This is a genomic window from Paenarthrobacter sp. FR1 (assembly GCF_051106045.1).
Classification (GTDB): Bacteria; Actinomycetota; Actinomycetes; order Actinomycetales; family Micrococcaceae; genus Arthrobacter; species Arthrobacter nitroguajacolicus_A.
The window spans coordinates 217,426-238,088 of record NZ_JBPFSF010000005.1 but is presented as its reverse complement, the minus strand read 5'-3'; the positions used below and the strand labels follow the sequence as shown (position 1 = coordinate 238,088).

Sequence of the window (20,663 nt, the reverse complement as noted above, 5' to 3'; positions counted from 1 at the left end):
AAATGAGCCCAGTCAGAGTGAGGCGCTCACGGTTGCGCTTCATCGTCATGGTGGTGGCCAGCACCGCGGCAGTCATCGCCACGGGCCTCAGTGGCAATTGGGTGGACGCCCCGGCCGTCGGTTGGGCGGTTGCCGCGTTGATCTATGTGGCTTGGGTGTGGCTGGTGATCGCCCGGTTGGATCCAAGTGAAACCCAGCAGCACGCAACGTCCGAGGATCCTTCCCGCGGAACCACGGACCTGCTGATCCTCGTCGCGAATCTTGCCAGCCTCGCCGCAGTGGCCGCGGTAATCGTCAACTCACATGCGGAGGCCACGGGAACCCGCTTGTACTCGGGCGGGCTTGCACTCGCTTGCGTTGCGCTGTCCTGGATGCTCGTCCAGACGCTCTTCACTCTTCGCTATGCCGAGCTCTACTACAGCCCGGAATCCGACGCCGGCGGTGAGGTGGGTGGCATCAGCTTCAACCAGGACCGACTCCCGCAGTACACGGATTTCGCCTACTTGGCTACCAGCCTGGGGATGACCTATCAGGTCTCGGACACCAACATTGGAAACCACAAGATCCGGGTAGAGGCGTTGAAACACAGCCTGCTGTCCTACTTGTTCGGTACTGTCATCCTCGCCGTGACCATCAATCTGGTCATTGGGCTGGCGCAGTAGCGCCTCACGAGGCGCCTTCCACAACAGAACAGGGCAGCCGCCGTCGAACGTTGACGGAAGCTGCCCCGCTGTTAAAGGGCCCGGACGACGCCGGTCAGGAACCGATGTTGGCGCGCTCGGCTTCTGCGGTGGTCGCCTCGGGTGGGGTGGCACCACGCTTGCGGTACCGCCATACCCCAATGCCCACCACAACGGCAGCCAAGGCCAGCGACAGGAAGAGCGACTCACGGGTGGATTCGAGGATGACCATGCCGATGATGAGCGCCACGATGCTGCCAATGGCGATCCACGTGAGGTACGGGAAGAACCACATCTTGAGGTCAAGGTCCTTGGCGGCTGCGCCCATCCGTCGGCGCAGGATCAGCTGCGAGGACGCGATAACCAGCCACACAAACAGCGCAATGGCGCCCGAAGTGTTCACAAGGAACAAGAACACGGTGTCCGGGGCGATGTAGTTCAGGCCTACGGTGATGAACCCCACCACGGTGGAGGCGAGGACTGCAGCAGCCGGAACGCCGCGCTTGGAGATCTTCATCCAGGACTTGGGAGCGTCGCCACGCTGCGAGAGCGAGAACAGCATGCGGCTGGCGGTGTAGAGCCCCGAGTTCAGGCAAGAGAGCACCGAGGTGAGGACAACAATGTCCATGATGGTGCCGGCGCCGGGGATTCCGTAGAGCTCGATCACGGCGACGTACGGGCTCTTGGCCACGGAGGCGTCGTTCCACGGGAGGAGTGTGACCACGATGGCGATGGAGCCGATGTAGAAGATGAGGATGCGCCACACGGTGGACTTCACGGCCTTCTTGACGGCGTCCACGGGGTTCTCGGATTCGCCGGCGGCGATGGTGGCGATTTCCGCACCGAAGAAGGAGAAGACCACCACGAGGATGCCCGCAAGGACGGCACCAGGACCATTCGGCATGAAGCCGCCCTGATCCAGGAGGTTGGCGACGCCCGGCGCGGAAACACCGGGCATGAGGCCGAGGATAGCGGCAATGCCGGCCAGCAGGAAGATCACGATGGCGGCCACCTTGATGGACGCGAACCAGAACTCGAACTCGCCGTAGGACTTCACGGAGCCGAGGTTGGTCAGTGTCAGGAGGACCATGAGGACAAGTGCCCAGATCCACTGGTCGACGCCGGGAACCCAGCGGTGCATGATGGCGGCGCCGGCCGTGGCCTCGATGCCCAGGACGATGATCCAGAACCAGGCGTAGAGCCAGCCGATACTGAATCCGGCCCAGCGGCCAAGTGCCTTGTCAGCATAGGTGGAGAACGAGCCCGTCTCGGGGTTGGCTGCCGCCATCTCGCCAAGCATGCGCATGACGAGGATGACCACCAGGCCGGCGGCGAGGTAGGCCACCAGGATGCCCGGACCGGCCTGCTGAATGGCAGCCCCGGAGCCAACGAAAAGGCCAGCTCCGATGACGCCGGCGATGGCGATCATGGAGAGGTGTCGGGGCTTGAGGGACTTGGAAAGCTGTTGGTCAGCGTGCATGGATCGGCGCCGTCCTTTAGTTTGGGGTTGGCCACGGTGTGTGCCACTGGCCACATGACTAGTTCACGCTAGCCTGCTGCACGGCCCCGAATCCTGTGCAACTGAACATTTTGCTGATCCCCAAACAGGGACGATGCACAAAATGTAAACCCTGAGGCATCCGAAGTTTTCTATAGGAAACTTCCGTAATACCCCTGAAATGACTGTTTGAGGCTTCAGCCTAGACGGCAGTGCGGAAGAACAGCTCCGCCACCGTGGCCAGGCTCTTGGGATCTTCCACGCCGCACAGCTCCCGCGCCGAGTGCATGGACAGCAGTGGGATACCCACATCCACCGTCCGGATTCCGAGGCGGGTGGCGGTCAGGGGTCCGATGGTGGAACCACAGGGGAGGTCATTGTTGGAGACGTACTCCTGGTACGGAACGTCCGCTTCATCGCACAGCCGTGCCCAGAGCGCAGCACCTGTGGCATCCGTGGCATAACGCTGGTTGGCGTTGATCTTCAACAACGGCCCGCCGTTCAACACCGGCTTGTTCGCGGGATCATGCTTCTCCGCATAGTTCGGGTGGACTGCGTGGCCGGCGTCCGCAGAAACACAGAACGACGCCGCCAGGGCCTGCCGCCGCTGGCTCACCGAGGCGCCGAGGCCGTCGGAGATGCGCACCAGGATGTCTTCAAGGATGGGGCCGCAGGCGCCGGAGCGCGAGTTGGAGCCGATCTCTTCATGGTCAAAGGCAGCCAGAACCGCGATGGGGCCATCTGCCGGTACCGCAGAAGCGTGCGCTATCAACGCCACCAGGCCAGCGTGTGTGGAGGAAAGGTTATCCATACGCCCCGATGCGAAGAACTCACTCTTGGCCCCGAAAACCGCGGGTGCTTGCGTGTCTGCCACCACGACGTCGTACCCGCCGATATCAGCAGCATCAACGGTGGCGCCTTCAACGCGAGCGGCGAGCAGCGCCAGAAGATCTTCGCCGGCAGGATCGCCTTGTCCAAAGACGGGGTTCATGTGCTGCTGCTTGGACAGGTGCAGGCCATTGTCGTTGACCCCCCGGTCCAAGTGAATGGCCAGCTGCGGGAACCGAAGGAGCGGCCCCGTGGCAGTCAGGTATTGGGTACCGTCGCGCAACACCAAGCGGCCGGCCAGCTGCAGTTCGCGGTCCAGCCATGAGTTCAGGAGCGGTCCGCCATAGACCTCTACGCCGGCCTGCAGCCAACCGAACCTGCCCGTGGTGGGCTTGGGCTTGAGCTTGAAGGACGGCGAATCCGTGTGCGCGCCGAGGATGTTGAAACCAGTGGTGGGGCCTGCGTTCTCCGGGGTCACCCAGGCAATAAGCGCGCCATCGCGGATGACGTACAACTTGCCTGCTCCTCCGTCCCACGGCTGCAGTTCGTCCAGTCCCGTGAAGCCTGCGGCGTCCAGCCGACGGGCGGCTTCGTGCACGGCGTGGAAGCTCGACGGCGACGCCGATACATACGCGCCGAGGTCCTGGATGTGGTCAACTGCTGCGGAGGCATTCGAAGGCATGCCCCCGAGTCTAGCCCCGCTTTCGCTGTCGGCCGGGCTAAACGGTGACGTTCAAGGCGGCCGTGTAGCCGCCCGCAACGGAACCAGACATAGTCGCCAACTGGTATATGCCGCCATCGTCACCAAAGACGTTATCCGAGGTCAGGGTGGTATTCGGGAAGTTCCGGGCACTGGATTCGTAGCCTGCAGTCGCGTAGACCGCCTTGCATGCCGCTTCGGTGAGCGCGATCTGCGAGACCGTCAGCACCTGACCGGCCGCCGTGGTGTTGCTCATGGATTCGAATACCTCAAAGTGAATATGTGGCCAACGGCCGTTGTAGGCACCGGGATAGATGGTACTGAAGGTGAGTTGCCCGTTGGCGTCGGCCTCCTGCACGCCCCGCAGGTAGTTCTCGTTCTCCAGCCCGGAATCGTAGAGCGAGTACTTGCCGTTTTGGTCGCAGTGCCAGGCGTACACGGCAGCGCCTGCAAGCGGGGAGCAGCCATTCTCGTTGTCCAGCAACGTCAGGGTGACTGTCAAAGGCACGCCCTCGGCCTTGGTAGTGGACGTTCCGAAGCTGGACCTGATGTCGCGACGGACAACCCCGGATGTCTCGAGCACGTTCGGACCATTCGAGCCGTCACCCGGGTAGGGGCCCAGGGTTTCTTCCGGGATCTCTACACCGCATTCAGCGAACGCACGGGTCACGGTACTGGTGGCCGACGCTGTCGGGGAGGCCACCGCCGTCGTGCTTTCCGTCGCCGTGGCTGTTGCGCTGGTGGTGCCCGACGGCGTCGCGCCGCCACCTCCCGTACTCGGCGTACAGGCTGCGAGGGCTGCCGCCGTACTTGCTCCGAAGAGAACTCCCAAGGTGCGGCGCCGACTCAGGAGCGTAGACAGATCGAACTGCAGGCCGCGGTCGTGGTTCGGGTGGGGCTGCCCGGTATCCATGGGTTCCTGGGAGGACTGTTGAGGAGAAGTCATGCCTCCATGAAACGCGCGCCGCCTATGCCTTGTACATGGGAGAACTGTGGCAGGCCTGTGAATCTCAGCCAGTCAGTCGATCAGCGCCACGCCGAACTCAGCGACGACGGCCCGCAGTTCCTTGAGGTAGTGCTGCGCCTGGTCGGTGAGCGGAATTGCTGCGTGGCCGATCCAGCCGATCTCGATGCGTTCGTCAACGTCGAGCGGGATGGCGACGATCTCCGGATCGAGCTCCCCGCTGATAATGCCCGTGGAGATCGTGTAGCCGTGGAGCCCGATCATCAGGTTGAAGATCGTCGCACGGTCAGAGACCCGGATCTCCTGCTTACTGGACATGGTGGAGAGAATCTCCTCGGCGAAGTAAAAGGAGTTGTTCGCACCTTGATCGAAAGTAAGCCGCGGCATGCCGGCGAGATCATCGAGGGTCGCGCGCTCTTTTGAGGCGAGCGGGTTGTGCCGTGAAATGAAAATGTGCGGATCGGCGAGGAAAAGCGGGGTGAACGCGAGCCCGGACTCCCGGAGCAGCTTGTCGATAATCTTCCGGTTGAAATCGTTCCGGTAGAGGATGCCTATCTCGCTGCGGAGCGTCCGGACATCCTCGATGATGTCCCAGGTGCGGGACTCGCGCAGCGAGAACTCGTATTCGGCCACGTCACTGGCCTTGACCATCCGGACGAAGGCGTCGACCGCGAACGAGTAGTGCTGCGTTGACACCCCGAGCAGACGTCGCCGTGGTGGCCTGCCAAGGTAGCGCTGCTCAAGGAGAGAGAACTGCTCGACGACCTGCCTCGCATAACCGAGGAACTCTGCCCCGTCGGCGGTGAGGGTTACCCCGCGGGCGGAGCGAAGCAGGAGCGAACGGCCCACCCGGGCCTCAAGATCCTTCATCGCCGCGGACATTGTCGGCTGCGCGACGTAGAGAAGATCGGCAGCCGCTGAGATCGACCCCTCCGCTGCAACTTCTATGAAGTAGCGGAGCTGCTGCAGGGTCAGACCGCTCGAAATCTGGGGCATAGGGAAATTCTATATGAATGCATAGAAGGGCCTAGTTACCCGATATCCCCAGGAAGGTTGCACCATGGATACATCCCCTTCTGAAAGGCCGTCTCCGGCCCATCACCAACGGATTGGCAGCGCATGGCAGACGACTTCAGCTTCAGCATCACCACCACCCGCTTCGACGAGGACTACTCGCCGTCGGAAGGCTCCCGGATCACGACGAATTTCGCCAACCTGGCACGGGGCGAGCATCGGCAGGAGAACCTTCGCAACGCCTTGACGATGATGCGGCGCCGCTTCAACGATCTCGCAGCCTGGGACAACCCGCACCGGGACCGCTACACGCTCGAGCTTGAGATCGTCTCCGTGCAGATACAGCTCCCCACTGAAGCCACGGATCAGCAGTTTCCGCTGTTCGAGGTTTTGGACATCCAGATCGTCGACCAGCTGAACGGGGTCCGCCACCAAGGGATCGTGGGGAATAACTTCTCCTCCTACGTCCGTGACTTCGACTTCAGCGTCGTACTGCCAGCGGCAGCAGGCGACTCAGGCAAGCCCACCATTCCCGAGGACTTCGGCGATCTTCACGGCAAACTGTTCCAGCACTTCCTCGATTCCCCGGAATGCCAGGAACGCTTCCCGCAGCCGCCAGTGGTCTGCATCAGCGTCTCCACGAGCAAGACATACCGGCGCACCGGAAACCGTCACCCGGTCCTGGGCGTCGAGTACCAGCAGGACGACTTCTCGCTGACCGACCTGTACTTCGGAAAGATGGGGCTGCAGGTCCGCTACTTCATGCCACCCGGCAGCGTCGCGCCGCTCGCCTTCTATTTCCGCGGCGACCTGCTCAACGACTACTCCAACCTGCAGCTCATCGGCACGATCAGCACCATGGAGACGTTCCAGAAGATCTACCGCCCGGAGGTCTACAACGCGAACTCCGCCGCCGCCGCCGTCTACCAGCCGAGCCTGGGAGAGCAGGATTACTCGCGGACCGGGATCGCTTACGACCGTGTCGAGCGCAGTCAGCTCGCAGTCAAGCAGGCGAAGTACACGGAGGAGCACTTCATTGCTCCCCACAAGGACCTGTTGGACCGGTGGACCGCCAAATACCCCGCCCTCGTCAACTGACCCCCGGAGAAACGTCAATCATGAACACACTTTTGCCCACCACCGTCGTCGGAAGCCTGCCGAAACCATCGTGGCTCGCACAGCCGGAGACTCTTTGGTCGCCCTGGAAACTGGAGGGAGATGCGCTGCTCGAAGGCAAGCAGGATGCTCTGCGCATCGCCATCCAGGAACAGACCCGGCGCGGCATCGACATCGTCAGCGACGGCGAGCAAACCCGTCAGCACTTCGTCACCACCTTCATCGAGCATCTCAGTGGGGTCGACTTTGAACAGCGCAAGACCGTGCGCATCCGCGATCGCTACGACGCGAGCGTGCCCACCGTCGTCGGAGCGGTGCGCCGCGAGCGACCGGTATTCGTCGAAGACGCGAAGTTCCTCCGCGCAACCACAGACCGGCCGATCAAATGGACTCTTCCCGGTCCAATGACCATGGTGGACACGCTCTTCGATGACCACTACAAGAGCCGCGAGAAGCTGGCCTGGGAGTTCGCCGCGATCCTGAACGAGGAGGCGAAAGAACTGGAGGCGGCCGGGGTGGACATCATCCAGTTCGACGAGCCTGCGTTCAATGTCTTCCTCGATGAGGTCAAGGACTGGGGCGTGGCTGCGCTGGAGAGAGCGGCAGAGGGATTGCGTGCGGAGACCGCCGTGCATATCTGCTACGGCTACGGAATCAAGGCGAATACTGACTGGAAGGCGACGCTCGGCTCACAGTGGCGGCAGTACGAGGAATCGTTCCCGCTGCTGCAGAGCTCCAGCATCGACATCATCTCGCTGGAGTGCCAGAACTCCCACGTGCCCATGGACCTCATAGAGCTCCTCCGCGGCAAGAAGGTCATGCTCGGGGCAATCGACGTCGCAAATGAGACCATCGAGACCCCGGAGGAGGTCGCCGACACCCTCCGCAAGGCCCTGCAGTTCGTCGATGCGGACAAGCTCATCCCCAGCTCCAACTGTGGCATGGCACCTTTCCCCCGGGACGTCGCATTGGCCAAGCTGAGTGCTCTCAGCGCAGGGACGAACATCATTCGCGAGGAACTCGCCCGCTCCGCCCCCGGGGTGTCATAACCATGTTTCACGCCTACCCCACTGACACTTGGCTCGAGGCTCCGAAGCAAAGCTTCCCGTCCTCCCTCTCGGCCGACGAATTCAAAGCACTGTTCCGTGGCCACCCGGGAGGTGTCGCCGTCATCACGGCGGATGCCGGCGAGGGTCCGGTGGCGCTGACGGTATCGTCGGTGGTGTCAGTGAGCGCGGAACCTCCGTTGCTGATTTTCTCGGTCTCGGCACTGTCCTCTGCGTCCGAGGTGCTTTCACGCGCCGAAACCGTCGTCGTGCACCTGCTGGACGCGCACGACATCGACTTGGCGAAGTTTGGAGCAACCCCCGGCGCCGACCGCTTTGACCAGACACACCGCTGGTCCACCCTTCCAACCGGCGAAGCGGTGTATGACGATGTCCGCGCCTGGGTGCGCTGCGCCGTCATCAACCGCATGGAGGTGGGGACCTCCACCATCATCGCCGTTCACGCCCTGGAGTCCCGCGTGATGCGTGACGTCCATGCTGGCGAACCCGGCGACGCCCTGGTCTATCACAACCGCTCATGGCACCGTTTGGGCGAACACTCCAAGCATGAGGGCTGAGCGCCGCGCCAACATCGCGAGGCAGCAAGAAGAACGGCGCACGACGGCGGGAGCATAACTCCCGCCGTCGTCCTCATGGCACGGCCAGAACTGATATGTGGCCGGATCTACTGATCGGTCAGTAATCGGGGTTGCTGGGCACCACGAGTCCGGTTTCGTAGGCGTAAACCACAACCTGCACCCGGTCCCGCAACTGCAACTTGCTGAGAATCCGGCGCACATGGGTCTTCACCGTCGCCTCGGACAGGAAGAATTTGTGGGCGATTTCCGCGTTGGACAGGCCCTCCGCGATGGTCGTGAGGATCTCGGTTTCCCGCGGAGTGAGTTCGTCCAGCAGCGGGTCCCGGTGGGGAGTGGGCGGATGACCGGGAACAGCTCCCCCTCGGACATACGTTTCCAGGAGCCGCTGCGTAACCCGCGGAGCGACCACCGCGTCACCACTGGCCACCAAGCGCACGGCATGGACCAGCTCAGCGGGGGCAACGTCCTTCAGCAGAAACGCGGAAGCTCCGGCTTGCAGCCCCGTGAAGGCATACTCGTCCAGGTCGAACGTGGTGAGGATGATGACCCGGGCCTCGGAACCGGAGTCCGAAATACGTCGGGTTGCCTCGATGCCGTCCATGGCGGGCATCCGGACGTCCATCAGCACCACGTCCGGCTGCAACTCCTCAACGCGGCGCACGGCCTCAATGCCGTCCGAGGCCTCGCCCACCACGTGGAAGTCCTCTTCGCCTTCAAGAATGAGCCGGAAGCCCATCCTCAGCAGTGGTTGGTCGTCCACCAGCAGCACTTTGATGATGTCTTCGGTCATGATTCCCCCTTGTCGCCGTTCCAGCGGAGCTCGGCGTGGACCGCCCAGCCTCCCCTTTTGCTGGGACCGGCAGTAACGATTCCAGCATAGATTCCGGCGCGTTCGTTCATTCCAGCGATGCCTTGGCCCGTCCCCAGGCTGCCCACGGATTCGCCACCACCCTCACGGGTTCCACGGCCGTCGTCGAACACGTCAATGGTGACCAGGTCGCCGTCGCGAGCCACTTGGACGTCAACGCGGCTGAGCGACCGCCCGTACCGCAGGACGTTCGTCAAGGATTCCTGCACAATCCGGTAAACGGTCAGTTCAAACGCCGGATCGGCAGGGAGGCCCGGCCCCGTGTGCGCGTAGTGCAGCGGCAGGCCGGCCGTTCGGAACCCCTCAAGGAGCTTTGAGAGGTTATGCCCCGACTCCAGCGGGGTCAGCGGTGCAGGCCGGCCGGAATCATCCCGCAGGACCCCAAGGACGCGGCGCATATCCGCCAAGGCGGCCCGGCCGGTTCGGGACAGCTCGCTCAGCACCTCACCGGCACGTTCCGGGTCCTTCTTGACCACCACCGCCGCGCCGTCCGACAGGCTGATCATCACAGTCAAGGAGTGCGCCACGACGTCGTGCATTTCGCGGGCGATCCGGTTGCGTTCGGTGACTTTGCCCAGCTGCGTGGTTCGTGCGGCCCACGCAGCGATCTCCGCTTCGTGTTCCCTGCGCTGACGCACCGAAATGCCGATGCCTGTTGCCAGGAGGTTGGACAGCATGATGGTCACGGCCGTGGCGATGTTGTTGATGAGATGGAAGTTTTCCGGGACGTCCTGCAGGTTGTCCATCTCGCTGGGACTCGTCCACATGAACAGGTAGAGAAGGCTCAGCGGCAGGCTTGCCGCCACGAAAACCACCAGTGACATCCCTCGCCCCCGGAGGGATGCCAGCGCATACAGGGCAAACCACAGGCCTGCCGAGACGTTGGAACCCCAAGGGTTGAGGATGGTGGCCGCTATCTCCAGAAGACCGACGGCGAGAACCACCTGAAGGGGGAACCGGCGCCTGAAGATCAGGGCAGTGGCGATCAACAGCAGTATGGCAACTACAAGCCATTTACCGTCGATGGCCGACGGAATGATGGTGGGCAGTGCCAACAGCACGTAGCAGAGGACCACCACGGCATCCATGGCGCGAGGATGCTTGTAGAAGTAGCGCCGGATCCTGCCCCTGCGGCGTTGGGCAATTTCAGCGAAGGACGCGTCGGCCGCAGTGGCCGGCGCGTCCTTCACCTGTGGAGCTTCAGTCATGGATTGAGCCTAGACGGAGGCTAGACGTCCCGCTTCTTCAGCAGGACCATGGCCAGTGCAACCGGCACCACTACCCAGGCGCCCAGAACCAGGGCCGCCTGCCACGCTTCCAACGTTTCCGGAACATGCTCGACGGCGGTCAACGGGCTGATGGTGCTGGTGGGAAGGTACTTGTTGGCTTCCTTGAAGAAGTCGCCGGGAATGAGCTGGAAGGCGATCGGGGCCACGAACAGGAGCCCCACCAGGCTCATGATGCCGCCTGCCGAGTTGCGGACGATCGTGCCAAGCGCCATACCAATGGCTGCCACGGCCGCCACGTAGAGGCTGTTGACCAAGAGGAGCTTCACGGACTGCGAGCTGCCAAGGTCCAGCTTGAGGTCGTAGTTATCAACGATGGGGAGCGACACCAGTCCAGCGATGTAGATGGACACCGCCGTCAGGAGGAAGGCACTGACCATGACCACGATGAGTTTGGCCAGGAACGGCGAGAGCCGCTTGGGAACGGCCGCGAACGTGGAGCGCGCCATGCCGGTGGTGAACTCGGAGCTCATGAGCAGGACGCCCAGGGAGCCGAGGATCAGCTGGGCGAAGGAGATACCGGAGGTGGGGATGCTGACGGCCAGGTCCCCGCCCTGCGCTGCCATGGCGGCGGCGGCCTCGGGGTCGTTGGCAACCTGCTCTGCGAACTGGCCCGTTCCCCAAGCGGAGAGAGCTGCGAAGCCCACCATCACCAGCGCCGTGGAGGCCAGGAGGATGAGGGTGGACATCAGGGTCCGGAACTTGATGAATTCCGAGTTGAGTACGCGGTGGAACGCCGGTCCGGGACCGACGGAGTTGCGGATGGACTTGCGGTCCACAGTGGTGGTGCTCATGTCTATTTCCCTCCGGCCTGGGCGGGAGCCGAGGCCCCGGTGGTGATGTGCGAGTGGTATTCGACCTCGTCCTTGGTCAGTTCCATGTACGCCTCCTCCAGGCTGGCCTGGAGCGGTGTGAGCTCGTAAACCATGACCTGGTTGTCCAAGGCGGTCCGGGCGATGCCGCGGGGATCCAGCCCGGAAACTTCCAGCAGCTCGCGCTCGTAGACTTCAACGGAAACACCGGTGCCGGCGAGCAGCTGCATCAACCGCTCCGGCTGGTCGGTGCGGACGCGTGTCCGGGCCTGGCCCTTGCCGGTGATGATTTCTGCAATGGGGGCGTCGGCGATGATCTTGCCGCGACCGATCACGATCAGGTGGTCCGCCGTCAACGCCATTTCACTCATGAGGTGGCTGGACAGGAACACCGTGCGACCCTCCGAAGCCAGGTATTTGACCAGGTTGCGGACCCAGACAACGCCTTCCGGGTCGAGGCCGTTGACCGGTTCGTCAAGGATGATGGTCTGCGGATCGCCCAGCAGCGCAGCGGCGATGCCGAGGCGCTGACCCATTCCGAGCGAGAACCCTTTGACCTTTTTCTTGGCAACGTCGCTGAGGCCGGTCATCTCGATGACTTCATGGACCCGGCTCTTGGGAATGCTGTGTGTTGCGGCCATGGCAAGCAGGTGGTTGTAGGCGGTGCGGCTGGTGTGGACTGCCTTTGCATCCAGCAGGGCACCGATTTCACGCAGGGGCGCCTTGTGCTGGGCGAACGGTTCGCCGTTCACCGTCACAGAACCTGCCGTGGGAGAGTCCAGCCCCATGATCATGCGCATAGTGGTGGACTTGCCGGCACCGTTCGGGCCCAGGAAGCCCGTCACCCGTCCGGCTTGGACAGTGAAACTGACGCCGCCGACGGCGGTCTTCTCGCCGTAGACCTTGGTCAGGCCTTTTGCTTCGATCATGGAAGCGTTCCCTCCTCGGAGCACATGAGTGTGCAAGTGAGTTTTGAATGTACTCACAACGCTACTCACGGAGGGGAAGTAAATCGCCTGTCTCAGGGATGATTCAGGGTTCAGTCAGGGTAGTCCTCGCGGATGACCTCCCCCGCGCCCAGCCGCCTTAAGCTGTTGGCAGGGGGGAGTAGACCCGCAGTTCCCGCGGCTTGACCGTGAACGTAGCACTGCGGACCCCTGGCTTCGGTTCCCCATCCACCGCCAGGACCAACGGCTGCCCGATCGCCTCAATAGTGATCTCCGTAGCTTCCGTCAGATGGGTGACCTTGGACGCTGCAACCGTGCCAGTCACGACGGCCCACAACAACCGTGCCCGGGCAAAGGGCTCATCCGCCGTGATCATGCGGAGGTCGAACACACCGTCGTCCAACACCGGTCTGCGAAGCGGCGCATGGTCGCTTGGGTAGAACCTTCCACGGCCCATATAGAGAATCCAAAGCTTGTGTTTGACGCCGTCCACGGTGAGGGTGGTGGGGGAGTTCACGCCGAAGGTGCGCAACGACGCCACCACACTCGCAAGCGGCTTGCCCATGGCCGGCTGAAGCCGTTCCCTGCGGCGGACCAGATTGGGATACACGCCCACACTGGCGGTATTGAGCATGGCCAGCTCGCTGGTCTCAGGGTTCTCCGGCAGGCCCCGCTGAACCACAACATGCCCCAGGTCAACGGCCGCCGCCTGACCTTTGGTCACTGCCTCGATCGCGTCATCGATGGAGCTTGTGCCAAGGTCGCGGGCAAAGTGGTTGAGCGTTCCGCCCGGCAGCACCAGGAGCGGCAGTGAATGCTCGACGGCGGCAGCCGCCGCAGTGCCCACCGTTCCGTCGCCGCCCCACACGCCAAGCGCTACGGTGCCCGGCCGGGTGGCCGCGGCCTCCACCTGGGCCGCAACATCGTCCCCTTCAGCGATCTCGCGTATATAAGCCTTCGGGAATATAACTTTCAGGAGTTCGCCCGTTTCGGGGGTGTAGGAGCCACCCATGACGTTGATCGCGATACTCAGCCCCTCGCCGTCGTGAATGGCGGGCGCCTCTGCCGGCGTACGGCGAGGTGTGGGTTCGGCGGGCCTGGCCGGCCACCACCTGCGGGTCAGGAGAGCGGCGCCGGCTCCCAACGCGGAACCAAACACCACGTCTGAGGGCCAATGGGCACCCGTGTGCACACGCGAGTAGGCAACCCCCGCGGCGATCGGGGCCAGGGCCGTCCCGATCGGTGGGGAAACGATTCCGGCACCCACGGCGAATGCCACAGCGGAAGCGGAGTGGCCGGAGGGCATTGACGAACTGGTGGGCTGCGGATTGACGAAACGAAAGAGGGGGAGATGCTCCGGGAGCGGCCTGGTTCTGGGAAGGGCCTTCTTGAAGATGAGGTTGGTGACGCCGGAGGCGACGCCCAGCGCCAGCAATCCGTGAAGTGCGGCCCTGCGTGGCTTGCCGGGGAACGTGGCCATGATCCCCGCGATGCCGAACCATAGCTTTCCCTTGGTTGCGGCGGAAGAGAGCCTCCGGAAGAAGACATCGTGATCGCCTTGGGGCTGCCGGGAGACAGCCCGCACCAGGAAGTGGTCGAATCTCGCAACACGTTTGGGTCCCTTGCCCACGAAGCCTCGCATCCCATCACAGTAGCCCTTTTGTGCGACGTGCCCCGAAAGCGGGCGATGTACGCCCAGCAGCCGTGGCTACGATGAATGGATGATTCGTGTCCTGCTTCCGCGCCAACGGCCAAGTTGGCAACTGGTCACACCCGGGGTGCTCCTGCTGTGCGCCTTCGCGGTGCCGGCCGCGATGCTGCTGACGGGGCAGGGCGAGCCTGCATTCAACGCCGTTGATACCACGTGGCAGGCCTACTCGTTCACCCTGCACTCGCCCTTCTGGGACAGCGTGAACGCCATACTCAATTGGGCCGGGTACGCGGGGATCCTTGCGTTCCACGTGGTGCTCGCGATTGCGCTCCTGGTGTGGCAGCGCCCCATGGCGGCCGTCTTTGCTGCGACGTCCGGTATCACCGCCCTGGCCCTTACGCAGTTGGCCAAGGCCGTAGTGGGCCGTGATCGCCCTCAAGGAGCCCGGGTTCTGACCGATACGGGTTCATACCCTTCAGGGCATGTATCGGCCACTACGGCATTCCTCGTGGTTCTGGTGATCCTGATCGGACGCTGGTGGATGACGTTGCTGGCAGCTATTGGGGTCATTGCGATGATGGTCAGCCGGACCTACCTGTCCGCCCACTGGCTCAGCGATGTCCTGGGTGGTGCTTGCCTGGCCGCTGGAGTGGTTCTGCTGCTCTGGTGGCGCTTCCGCGATATATGCATCAAGGAGAATGCAGAAGCCGACGGTAAGACTATTTGGGCGGCAAGGGCTTTGCAACGCCGGCAAGCAGCAGAGCGAGCAGAATAGGCGCTCCGATGGCCAGCAGGGCCAAGTGGATGCCGGTGTGGTCACCGAGGTAGCCCAGCAGCGGCGGTCCAGCAAGGAACGCGATGTAGCCGATGGTGGACACCACGGAGACGCGGGCTGCGGCATGTTTGGGATCGTCCGCGGCGGCTGACATGCCCATGGGGAAGGCCAGCGCCGCGCCAATCCCCCACAGGGCTGCACCAATTCCGGCCAAGACCACGTTGCCGGCAAAAACAAAGAGCGCCAGCCCCACGGCGGCGGCAGCCATGCTGGCCCGGAGAACCGTCACTCGGCCAAACTTGTCGATCGCCTTGCCACCGAGGAAACGCATGATCGTCATAGCCAGGACGAACAGAGCGAACAGCAGCGCACCGGTGGATTCCGAGGCTCCCAGGCCGTCCACTGCAGCCTTTGCGATCCAGTCGTTGCCTGCGCCCTCGGTGAGGGTCGCACCCAGGACCACGACGCCGATGAGCAGCGTCCTGCCGTCCCGCCATGCCGTGGGTCCCTTCTCAACCGGCGCGCCGCCGTCGTGAATTTCTGCGGCTTGGTGCGGGAGGAAGTACCGGGGGACCGTCAGCGCAAGGACGACGGCAATGGCGGCAATCACCAGCAGGTGTTCGGGCAGGCCGACACCCAGCTGGGAGAGTCCGGCGCCGATCAGCGCGCCCAGGAAGGCGCCGCCGCTGAACGCCGCGTGGAACTGCGGCATGATGGTGCGCTTGAGCCGGTGCTCAACGTCGGCGCCTTCAATGTTTTGGGCCACATCCCACAGGCCGATACCAATCCCGAAGAAGAAGAGGGCAATCGCCGTCGCCGGAACCGAGGCGGCCATCAGCGAGAAGGCGATCGCCGCGCCCGCGGCTCCCGCCACGATGCCCGCCACACGAACGGTGTTCGCGGTGCCGATCCGGCCCACCACCCACCCAGCGGACGGCAGGGCCAGCAGGGACCCGACGGCGGTGCACAGCAGCAGGGTGCCCATCTGGCCGGACGTCAGGCTGAGAGCCTCGGTCACGGCCGGAATGCGGGCAGCCCAACTGGCGAAGACCAGACCGTTCATGCCGAAGATCAGGAACGTCGCCACCGCTGCGGCGTTGACGTTGGTGGTGCTTCTGGTGCTGGTGGTCATGCAATCACAACTTCCACGGAGAGTTTGTCGAGCCGGGCAAGATCTTCGGGGGATGGTTCCAGGTCCGTCACTATGACGTCCACGGTATCCATGGCTGCCACCAAGGCAACCGCACTGGCATTCCATTTGCTTCCCGACGATGCGACGATCACGCGCGCCGCAGATTCCAGCCCGGCACGCTTCACCGCCGCATCATCGAGGTCGTGGGCCAGGAGGCCGTCCTTGAGGTTGAGCGCGCAGGGGGTTACGACGGCGGTGTCGAACCTTAGCGAGCGGATGTTGGCTTCCGTCATGGGTCCCCTGAAGGACTGCTCGCCCGGGACGAGGCTGCCTCCCGGGAGGATGAGTTCGGGCGGCCGGCCATCCTTGGTGCTGGTCAGGGCCTCGACGCCATGGAGGGACATGGGCATGACGGTGAGTTCGCGTTTTCCCAGCCTGCGTGCGATCTCTGTTGCGGTTGAGCCACTGTCCAGCCACACGTGCTCCCGGTCCCTAATGAGCCCGTCAACGGCCTTGGCTATGCGGTCCTTGGCCTCGTGGTCTTCCAGTTCGCGCTGCCCGTAGCCCGGGTTGTCTCCACGCGCCACCAAACTTCGGGCGCCCCCGTGGACGCGTTTCAGGACTCCATGAGCTGCGAGAATCTCAAGGTCCCTGCGGATGGTGGCCCCGGAGGCCCCCGTCGCAACGACGAGTTCATCAACGGTGGCTTGTTCGCGTGTGCGCAGCAGCTCGCCAATGAGCCGGTGGCGGTCAGCAGTTCCCATTCTTTAACCCTAGCAAGGCCTGCGCATTTAATCACGCCAGGTGATCATTTGCGCACGGACGCTCTCTCACATCCCACCCCATAACCACGGACGCTCTCTCACATCCCACCCCATAACCACGGACGCTCTCTCACATCCCACCCCTTAAACGGAAACGCTCCTGCAGCAAGTGCAAGAGCGTTTACCGGAAAGCGTTGGGATGTGAGAGAGCGTCGGAACTACCGGGCGCGCTCCACGCGCTTCTCGTCCCACACGGGTTCCTCGGATTCGTAGACCTTGCCGTCAGAGCCGAAGATGAGAAAACGGTCAAAGGACTTGGCGAACCAACGGTCGTGGGTGACGGCCAGGACCGTGCCTTCGAAAGCATCGATAGCCCGCTCCAAAGCCTCGCCGGAGTGCAAGTCCAGGTTGTCGGTGGGCTCGTCCAACAGCAGGAGAGTGGCACCGGAGAGTTGAAGCAGCAGGATCTGGAAACGCGCCTGCTGACCACCGGACAGGGACTCGTACTTCTGCTCCGACTGGCCGGCCAGTCCGTAGGAGTCCAGCGCCCCGGCAGCAGCCTCGCGGGGGAGGCCCGAGCGGTGTTCGTCACCGCGGTGCAGAATTTCCAGCAACGTCCGGCCCAGCAGATCCGGGCGGACGTGGGTCTGAGCGAAGAACCCGGGCCTGATACGGGCACCCAGCTTCACGGTTCCATCGTGCGGCACTTCGGCAATCACGACGTCGGACACCGGCAGGTGCTCCCGTTCCGGATCCGTGCCGCCGGTAGCGAGCAGCCGCAGGAAGTGGCTCTTGCCCGATCCGTTGGAACCCAACACGCCTACCCGATCGCCGAACCAGATCTCCGTGGAGAACGGCTTCATGAGACCGGTCAATTCAAGCTTTTCGGCCACGACGGCACGCTTGGCCGTGCGGCCACCCTTGAGGCGCATCTTCACGTTTTGCTCGATGGGCAGTGCCTCAGGCGGCCCGGCTTCCAGGAACTTGGCAAGGCGGGTCTGCGCTGCCTGGTACCTGTTGGCCATGTCCGAGCGGAACGCGGCCTTGTTCTTGTACATGTTGACGAGTTCCTTGAGCTTGACGTGCTCCTCGTCCCAGCGCTTCCGCAGTTCTTCGAACCGGGCGTTACGGTCGGCACGGGCCTCTACATACGAGCCGAAGCCGCCACCGTGGATCCAAGCACCGGCACCATTGATGCCGGGCTCGAGCGTGACAATTCGGCCGGCAGCGTTGTTGAGCAGCTCACGGTCGTGGCTGATGAACAGCACCGTCTTCTTGGACTCGTTGAGCTTGCCCTCCAGCCAGCGCTTGCCGGGCACATCAAGGTAGTTGTCTGGTTCGTCCAGGAGCAGGAGCTCGTCCGGACCGGCGAACAGTGCTTCCAGCACCAAGCGTTTCTGCTCGCCACCGGACAGCGTGGAGGCGCGGCGGAATTGGGCCTTGTCGAAGGAAATTCCCAGCGCAGCCATGCAGACTTCGTCCCAGACTGTCTCCACGTCATAGCCGCCCGCATCTCCCCAGTCCACAATCGCTTGCGCGTACTTCATCTGGGTGGGCTCGTCGTCATGCTCCATCATGGCGAGCTCTGCGTCCTCAACCGCCTTGGCAGCAGCGGCGAGCCCGGCCTGCGCGGTGGAAACCAGGAGGTCGCGGACTGTGGATTCATCGCGGACCTGGCCCACGAACTGCCGCATGATGCCCATGTTCCCGGACCGGCCCACAACGCCTTCGTCCGGCGTGAGGTCGCCGGAGATGATCTTGAACAGCGTTGTCTTACCCGTTCCATTGGGTCCGATCAACGCCGTTTTGGTGCCGTCCGGGACCTTGAAGGTCACGCCGTTGAGCAGCTGGGTGCCGTCGGAGAGGAAGTAGTCGATGCCGGAAACGTCAATATGGGCCACGTTTCAATACTCCCACGGCGCGCTATTAACGCTCGACGGCGATACCCGGAACCGCCGTCACACCTCCGCTCAGCCCGCCGCCGTAAGGAACGTCTTCAGCAACGGCCCGCTGGTGGTCGCCCCCAGCCCGCCGTCTTCAACGAAGACTGCAACCGCCAGGTCACCGTGCGTAGCGACGATCCACGCGTGCGTCTTGGGCGGATCGTCGTTGCCGAATTCCGCCGTACCCGTCTTCGCTCCAACCGGAGCGCCCGGAACCTGCGCGAGGAAGCCGGCGTGGCCGGAAGTCACCACGGCCCGCATCATGCTGGAGAGCGCAGTGGCTTCCTCCTTGGTGATCGGTTTGGTGGACGCCGGAGCGGCGCTTGCCGCGGCAGAAGCGGACGACGGCGATGCGCTGCCACTTTCCGTGGGAGTCGCGCCGGGGCTGGAGTTTTGGGCTGCGTCGGCGTTCAGCACGAGCTGCGGCGAAACAGGCGCGCCGTTGCCAACGGAAGCGGCCATGATGGCGGCAGAGAGCGGCGAAAAGAGTACCTTGCCTTGGCCGATCATGGAGGCTGCGTGCTCGGTACCTTCAGCGGCGCCGGGTACGGAGCCCAGGAATGCGTCTGCGCCGAGCTTGGGAGCTTCTACCGCCACGCCCAAGGCCTGGGCTGCCGCCTCGAGCTGGTCCTGGCTGACGGTGTCGCGGGCGTTGATGAAGGCGGTGTTGCACGAGTGTGCGAAAGCGTCGATCAGCGGCACGGAACCCAGCGAGGTCTCTGGGTAGCCCTCTGCATTCTTGAAGGTGCGGCCGTCAACGGTCAGGGTGGACGGGCATTCCACCTTGGAATCGGGCGTGGCACCGTTGCGGAACATCGCCAGTGAATCGACGATCTTGAAGGTGGAACCAGGAGCGTACTGCCCGAGCATGGCCGTGTTGTAGCCGTTGCTGCCCGGTCCTGAAGCTGCAGCCAGGACAGCTCCGGTGGAGGGCCTCAGTGCCACGATGGCTGATGCCGGCCCAACTCCGGCCAACGTTTCCTCAGCCAACTGCTGCAGTTTCAGGTCAAGGGTGGTCTTGAGCGTGGTGCCGGGAGCAGGCAGTGAGGAGAAGAACACCTTGGTGCCGGGCGTTTCGCCTTCGGACTTGGCCTCGGAACTCGCAATGACTTCCACGCCATCCTTGCCGCGGAGCAGGGAGTCGTACTTCTGCTGCAGCCCGCCGGTTCCGGTGGTGTCTCCCGCACGCAATGCGCCGTTGGACTTCTCAATTTGTTCGGCACTGGCTTGGCCCACGCTGCCCAACAACGCCCGGGCAAAGGTTCGGGTGGGAGCCAAGGCCATGGAATCCAGGATGCTTGCACCGCCGGGAATGGCCTTGATCTTGGCTTCGGTGATGTCAGCTGTGTAGGCGCGGAGGACGAGGCCCTCCACGAACGCCTGTGGCCCCGAAGCAGCAACCTGATTGGCGTATTCCTCGGCGTCCAGGCCCAGCAAGGCAGCCATGGCCCGCGCTGAGGCGTCTGCTTGTTCGGCAGGTATCTTCGTCTTGTCCACTCCCACGCGGAAGACGGGCCGGTCCTCAACGATCGGAGCGTCACCGGCGCCCAGGATCTGACCACGCTGGGCAGGGACAGTCTTAACGGAAAGAGTCTCGCCTTCGGAAAGCTGGGGTGCCAGCAGGGCAGGACCCCATTGAACCGCCCACTTGTCGCCCGACTTCTTGAGGGTGGCCTCAGAGCTGTACTCCCACTTGGCCGAACCGATGTTCCAGCTGTAGCTCAAAGGGAAGGTGGCGGTGTCGCCGTCGAGCTTGACGTCACCGGACTGCACTGACGGTTTGGCGTCGAGCCCCTCGAAAACTGCCTTGAGTTCATCGTTGGCCGCGGCAGCGTCTTTACCGTCGACGGCGATCTGGCCGACGTCGAGCGCTGACAACGAGGACGCCAACTGCTTGGCTGCTCCCTCCGCGCCGGCCCGGCCGTCATCACAGGCAGTCAGTGAGCCAGCCATCACGAGCGTTACAAGGCCCAGGACAAGGTTTCGTGTTTTCCCCATTTGCGACATTATGCCCGGTTCCCCTGACAGTTTCTTGTCCCG

18 protein-coding genes are annotated in these 20,663 nt (G+C 63.4%); 5 read left to right on the top strand and 13 right to left on the bottom strand.

Annotation, left to right across the window (positions count from 1 at the left end; translation table 11 throughout):
- The first annotated feature begins 2 nt into the window (after window positions 1-2).
- Entirely contained in the window at window positions 3-662 is a 660-nt protein-coding gene (locus ACR30Z_RS12080; protein WP_434372756.1) for a DUF1345 domain-containing protein, read from the top strand.
- Window positions 663-756: 94 nt separating this feature from the next.
- Here ACR30Z_RS12080 and ACR30Z_RS12075 read toward each other — a convergent pair whose 3' ends face one another.
- The 4 genes from ACR30Z_RS12075 to ACR30Z_RS12060 all read right to left on the bottom strand — a co-directional run bounded on the left by ACR30Z_RS12075 (window position 757) and on the right by ACR30Z_RS12060 (window position 5,666).
- Window positions 757-2,160 carry an amino acid permease gene (locus tag ACR30Z_RS12075; RefSeq protein WP_144648918.1) on the bottom strand — a complete coding sequence of 468 codons (1,404 nt, stop codon included), beginning with the start codon at window positions 2,158-2,160 and terminating at the stop codon, window positions 757-759.
- Between the two features lie 220 nt (window positions 2,161-2,380).
- Window positions 2,381-3,688, bottom strand: a complete 1,308-nt coding sequence (locus ACR30Z_RS12070) for a M18 family aminopeptidase (RefSeq protein ID WP_434372755.1) — start codon at window positions 3,686-3,688, stop codon at window positions 2,381-2,383.
- A 37-nt stretch (window positions 3,689-3,725) separates the two neighbouring features.
- Window positions 3,726-4,652, bottom strand: a complete 927-nt coding sequence (locus ACR30Z_RS12065) for an intradiol ring-cleavage dioxygenase (RefSeq protein WP_434372754.1) — start codon at window positions 4,650-4,652, stop codon at window positions 3,726-3,728.
- A 72-nt stretch (window positions 4,653-4,724) separates the two neighbouring features.
- A complete protein-coding gene (locus ACR30Z_RS12060; RefSeq protein WP_434372753.1) occupies window positions 4,725-5,666 on the bottom strand; it encodes a LysR family transcriptional regulator in 942 nt (313 codons plus the stop codon).
- Between the two features lie 123 nt (window positions 5,667-5,789).
- Between ACR30Z_RS12060 and ACR30Z_RS12055 the strand changes: the two genes are divergently transcribed.
- Genes ACR30Z_RS12055 through ACR30Z_RS12045 form a run of 3 tightly spaced genes read left to right on the top strand, consistent with a single transcriptional unit; the run spans window position 5,790 to window position 8,424 of the window.
- A complete protein-coding gene (locus ACR30Z_RS12055; protein WP_434372752.1) occupies window positions 5,790-6,782 on the top strand; it encodes a DUF1852 domain-containing protein in 993 nt (330 codons plus the stop codon).
- Window positions 6,783-6,802: 20 nt separating this feature from the next.
- On the top strand, window positions 6,803-7,849 hold the full coding sequence (locus tag ACR30Z_RS12050) for a methionine synthase (RefSeq protein WP_144648926.1): 1,047 nt from the start codon (window positions 6,803-6,805) through the stop codon (window positions 7,847-7,849).
- 2 nt (window positions 7,850-7,851) lie between these two features.
- The gene (locus ACR30Z_RS12045) at window positions 7,852-8,424 is read left to right on the top strand and encodes a flavin reductase family protein (RefSeq protein ID WP_434372751.1); all 573 of its coding nucleotides are present in this window, start codon (window positions 7,852-7,854) and stop codon (window positions 8,422-8,424) included.
- A 118-nt stretch (window positions 8,425-8,542) separates the two neighbouring features.
- Here ACR30Z_RS12045 and ACR30Z_RS12040 read toward each other — a convergent pair whose 3' ends face one another.
- The 5 genes from ACR30Z_RS12040 to ACR30Z_RS12020 form a co-directional block, all read right to left on the bottom strand.
- A complete protein-coding gene (locus ACR30Z_RS12040) occupies window positions 8,543-9,235 on the bottom strand; it encodes a response regulator (RefSeq protein ID WP_144648929.1) in 693 nt (230 codons plus the stop codon).
- Complete coding sequence (locus ACR30Z_RS12035) at window positions 9,232-10,521, bottom strand: sensor histidine kinase (protein ID WP_144648931.1); 1,290 nt, start codon at window positions 10,519-10,521, stop codon at window positions 9,232-9,234. The genes ACR30Z_RS12040 and ACR30Z_RS12035 overlap by 4 nt, the downstream gene beginning before the upstream one ends.
- Window positions 10,522-10,541: 20 nt before the next feature.
- Window positions 10,542-11,393 (bottom strand): ABC transporter permease subunit, encoded by an 852-nt coding sequence (locus tag ACR30Z_RS12030; protein WP_144648933.1) that lies wholly within the window; start codon window positions 11,391-11,393, stop codon window positions 10,542-10,544.
- Window positions 11,394-11,395: 2 nt separating this feature from the next.
- Window positions 11,396-12,340 carry an ABC transporter ATP-binding protein gene (locus ACR30Z_RS12025; RefSeq protein ID WP_434372748.1) on the bottom strand — a complete coding sequence of 315 codons (945 nt, stop codon included), beginning with the start codon at window positions 12,338-12,340 and terminating at the stop codon, window positions 11,396-11,398.
- A gap of 157 nt (window positions 12,341-12,497) precedes the next feature.
- Window positions 12,498-14,000: a bifunctional phosphatase PAP2/diacylglycerol kinase family protein gene (locus ACR30Z_RS12020; protein ID WP_434372747.1), complete on the bottom strand. Its 1,503-nt coding sequence runs from the start codon at window positions 13,998-14,000 to the stop codon at window positions 12,498-12,500.
- Between the two features lie 79 nt (window positions 14,001-14,079).
- Between ACR30Z_RS12020 and ACR30Z_RS12015 the strand changes: the two genes are divergently transcribed.
- Window positions 14,080-14,784, top strand: coding sequence for a phosphatase PAP2 family protein (locus tag ACR30Z_RS12015; RefSeq protein ID WP_434372746.1), 705 nt, complete (start codon window positions 14,080-14,082; stop codon window positions 14,782-14,784).
- Here the strand turns inward: ACR30Z_RS12015 and ACR30Z_RS12010 are convergent.
- The 4 genes from ACR30Z_RS12010 to ACR30Z_RS11995 form a co-directional block, all read right to left on the bottom strand.
- The gene (locus ACR30Z_RS12010) at window positions 14,729-15,916 is read right to left on the bottom strand and encodes an MFS transporter (RefSeq protein WP_144648940.1); all 1,188 of its coding nucleotides are present in this window, start codon (window positions 15,914-15,916) and stop codon (window positions 14,729-14,731) included. The two genes, ACR30Z_RS12015 and ACR30Z_RS12010, sit on opposite strands and share 56 nt — an antisense overlap.
- On the bottom strand, window positions 15,913-16,680 hold the full coding sequence (locus ACR30Z_RS12005; RefSeq protein ID WP_144648942.1) for a DeoR/GlpR family DNA-binding transcription regulator: 768 nt from the start codon (window positions 16,678-16,680) through the stop codon (window positions 15,913-15,915). The genes ACR30Z_RS12010 and ACR30Z_RS12005 overlap by 4 nt, the downstream gene beginning before the upstream one ends.
- Window positions 16,681-16,898: 218 nt before the next feature.
- Window positions 16,899-18,581: an ABC-F family ATP-binding cassette domain-containing protein gene (locus ACR30Z_RS12000; protein ID WP_434372744.1), complete on the bottom strand. Its 1,683-nt coding sequence runs from the start codon at window positions 18,579-18,581 to the stop codon at window positions 16,899-16,901.
- A gap of 69 nt (window positions 18,582-18,650) precedes the next feature.
- Window positions 18,651-20,621 carry a penicillin-binding transpeptidase domain-containing protein gene (locus ACR30Z_RS11995; protein ID WP_434372742.1) on the bottom strand — a complete coding sequence of 657 codons (1,971 nt, stop codon included), beginning with the start codon at window positions 20,619-20,621 and terminating at the stop codon, window positions 18,651-18,653.
- Window positions 20,622-20,663 lie beyond the last annotated feature (42 nt).

Bases quoted from the DNA above. Each gene is read 5' to 3' on its own strand.
- ACR30Z_RS12075 (WP_144648918.1), bottom strand. From the start codon at position 2,160: ATGCACGCTGACCAACAGCTTTCCAAGTCCCTCAAGCCCCGACACCTC.
- ACR30Z_RS12035 (WP_144648931.1), bottom strand. From the start codon at position 10,521: ATGACTGAAGCTCCACAGGTGAAGGACGCGCCGGCCACTGCGGCCGAC.
- ACR30Z_RS12060 (WP_434372753.1), bottom strand. From the start codon at position 5,666: ATGCCCCAGATTTCGAGCGGTCTGACCCTGCAGCAGCTCCGCTACTTC.
- ACR30Z_RS12045 (WP_434372751.1), top strand. From the start codon at position 7,852: ATGTTTCACGCCTACCCCACTGACACTTGGCTCGAGGCTCCGAAGCAA.
- ACR30Z_RS12050 (WP_144648926.1), top strand. From the start codon at position 6,803: ATGAACACACTTTTGCCCACCACCGTCGTCGGAAGCCTGCCGAAACCA.
- ACR30Z_RS12070 (WP_434372755.1), bottom strand. From the start codon at position 3,688: ATGCCTTCGAATGCCTCCGCAGCAGTTGACCACATCCAGGACCTCGGC.
- ACR30Z_RS12030 (WP_144648933.1), bottom strand. From the start codon at position 11,393: ATGAGCACCACCACTGTGGACCGCAAGTCCATCCGCAACTCCGTCGGT.
- ACR30Z_RS12005 (WP_144648942.1), bottom strand. From the start codon at position 16,680: ATGGGAACTGCTGACCGCCACCGGCTCATTGGCGAGCTGCTGCGCACA.
- ACR30Z_RS12040 (WP_144648929.1), bottom strand. From the start codon at position 9,235: ATGACCGAAGACATCATCAAAGTGCTGCTGGTGGACGACCAACCACTG.
- ACR30Z_RS12055 (WP_434372752.1), top strand. From the start codon at position 5,790: ATGGCAGACGACTTCAGCTTCAGCATCACCACCACCCGCTTCGACGAG.
- ACR30Z_RS12010 (WP_144648940.1), bottom strand. From the start codon at position 15,916: ATGACCACCAGCACCAGAAGCACCACCAACGTCAACGCCGCAGCGGTG.
- ACR30Z_RS12080 (WP_434372756.1), top strand. From the start codon at position 3: ATGAGCCCAGTCAGAGTGAGGCGCTCACGGTTGCGCTTCATCGTCATG.
- ACR30Z_RS12065 (WP_434372754.1), bottom strand. From the start codon at position 4,652: ATGACTTCTCCTCAACAGTCCTCCCAGGAACCCATGGATACCGGGCAG.
- ACR30Z_RS12020 (WP_434372747.1), bottom strand. From the start codon at position 14,000: ATGCGAGGCTTCGTGGGCAAGGGACCCAAACGTGTTGCGAGATTCGAC.
- ACR30Z_RS12015 (WP_434372746.1), top strand. From the start codon at position 14,080: ATGATTCGTGTCCTGCTTCCGCGCCAACGGCCAAGTTGGCAACTGGTC.
- ACR30Z_RS12025 (WP_434372748.1), bottom strand. From the start codon at position 12,340: ATGATCGAAGCAAAAGGCCTGACCAAGGTCTACGGCGAGAAGACCGCC.
- ACR30Z_RS11995 (WP_434372742.1), bottom strand. From the start codon at position 20,621: ATGGGGAAAACACGAAACCTTGTCCTGGGCCTTGTAACGCTCGTGATG.